This is a genomic window from uncultured Campylobacter sp., assembly GCF_938018145.1.
Classification (GTDB): Bacteria; Campylobacterota; Campylobacteria; order Campylobacterales; family Campylobacteraceae; genus Campylobacter_A.
Map to the genome: position 1 here is coordinate 1 of NZ_CALIII010000056.1, position 1,747 is coordinate 1,747.

At 47.5% G+C, this 1,747-nt stretch carries 3 protein-coding genes; all 3 read left to right on the forward strand.

Annotated elements, in window-relative coordinates; all coding sequences use genetic code 11:
* Positions 1–110: 110 nt before the first annotated feature.
* Positions 111–425 (forward strand): 50S ribosomal protein L21, encoded by a 315-nt coding sequence (gene rplU, locus Q0338_RS01350; protein WP_002947447.1) that lies wholly within the window; start codon positions 111–113, stop codon positions 423–425.
* Between the two features lie 11 nt (positions 426–436).
* On the forward strand, positions 437–694 hold the full coding sequence (gene rpmA, locus Q0338_RS01355) for a 50S ribosomal protein L27 (protein WP_002943616.1): 258 nt from the start codon (positions 437–439) through the stop codon (positions 692–694).
* Positions 695–1,037: 343 nt separating this feature from the next.
* The coding region (obgE, locus tag Q0338_RS01360) for a GTPase ObgE (RefSeq protein WP_298085195.1) at positions 1,038–1,747 on the forward strand (710 nt) is incomplete at its 3' end.

Here is a 1,747-nt window from a genome sequence, read left to right on the forward strand (position 1 = left end):
AAATTTATAAATTTTTGGGTATCATCCGTCTCTTACAACCAACAAAGCTCCCCAAGTCTTTTGAAATCCAAAAGCGCTTTTTGGTCTTACCAAATTTAGAAAGGTAGAGTATGTCAAAATACGCTATATTTAAGCACGGCGGCAAGCAGTATCGCGTCAGCGAAGGCGAATATCTTAAGCTTGACCATTTCAGTGCTGAAGCAAAATCATCAGTCGAGATTACGGACGTTTTGTGCGTAAACGACGGTGAAGTAAAGGTAGGCGCGCCGTTCGTAAAGGGTGCGAAAGTCGTTCTTGAAGTCGTAAACGAGGGCAAGGATAAAAAAGTCGTTATTTACAAAAAACGCAGACGCAAAGACTCAAAACTAAAACGCGGTTTTAGAAGACAGTTTACACGCGTAAAAGTCGTAAGTATCGCAGCTTAAGGAGATAAGAAATGGCACACAAAAAAGGTCAAGGCTCAACCCAGAATAACCGAGATTCCATCGGACGACGCTTAGGCGTTAAAAAATTCGGCGGCGAATTCGTTCGCGCGGGCAACATCATCATCCGCCAGCGCGGTACCGCTACTCACGCGGGCAGCAACGTCGGTCTAGGCAAAGATCACACGATTTTCGCACTAATCGACGGTTTCGTTAAATTCGAAAGACTAGATAAAAATAGAAAAAAAGTTTCAGTTTATCCTGCTGCGTAATCTTTGGGGCGAAAGCCCCTTTTTTAAAGTAACTCAATTTTCATGAAATCTAAAAGTTTTTCTCGCTCAAAACGGCTTCGCTATCCCAACTCTCTTAGAAAAGATTTAAAATTTATCAAAAAATCTCGTATTAGAAACGATCGTCGCTCTATTCGTCAAATCCTGAAATTTGATCCAAACCGCGAAAATTTACCGCAAACGATCCGCATAAATAACGGTGCATGGCAAATCGTTTAAACTTTGCGGCAAATCGAATTTTAATTAATAAACCGATATAATCCGAAAATTTCGCAAAATAACAAACTAAAAATAATAGAATAAAATTTAAAAACTAAGGCAAAAAATGTTTATAGATAGCGTAAATTTAACTCTAAGCTCGGGTCACGGCGGGGCCGGATCGGTGAGCTTTCGCCGCGAAAAGCACGTGATTTTAGGCGGGCCGGACGGCGGCGACGGCGGCGACGGCGGGGATGTGTATTTCGTTGCCGACAACAATACCCACACGCTAGCGGCTTATAAAGGCAAAAAGGCCATGCGCGCGCAAAACGGCGAGGCGGGCACGGGGCGCAGAATGCACGGCAAAAGAGGCGAGCACCTAGAGCTCATCGTGCCTCCCGGCACCGCGGTGCTGGATGCCGAGACGGGCGAGCTACTCTGCGACCTAACTAGCGAGGGGCAGCGCGAGCTATTTTTAAAAGGCGGCAAAGGCGGGCTTGGCAACGTGCACTTTAAAAGCTCGATCAATCAAGCCCCCGAATACGCGCAAAAAGGCCTTGAGGGCGAAACGCGGGAGGTGCGACTGGAGCTTAAACTCATCGCCGACGTGGGGCTCGTGGGCTTTCCAAACGTCGGTAAAAGCACGCTAATCTCGACCGTCTCAAACGCCAAACCGCAGATCGCAAACTACGAGTTTACCACGCTCACGCCAAAGCTCGGTCTCGTCGAGGTTGATGAGTACAGCGGCTTTGTCATGGCCGATATCCCGGGCATCATCGAGGGCGCAAGCGAAGGGCGCGGGCTTGGCGTGCAGTTTTTAAAACACGTCGAGCGCAC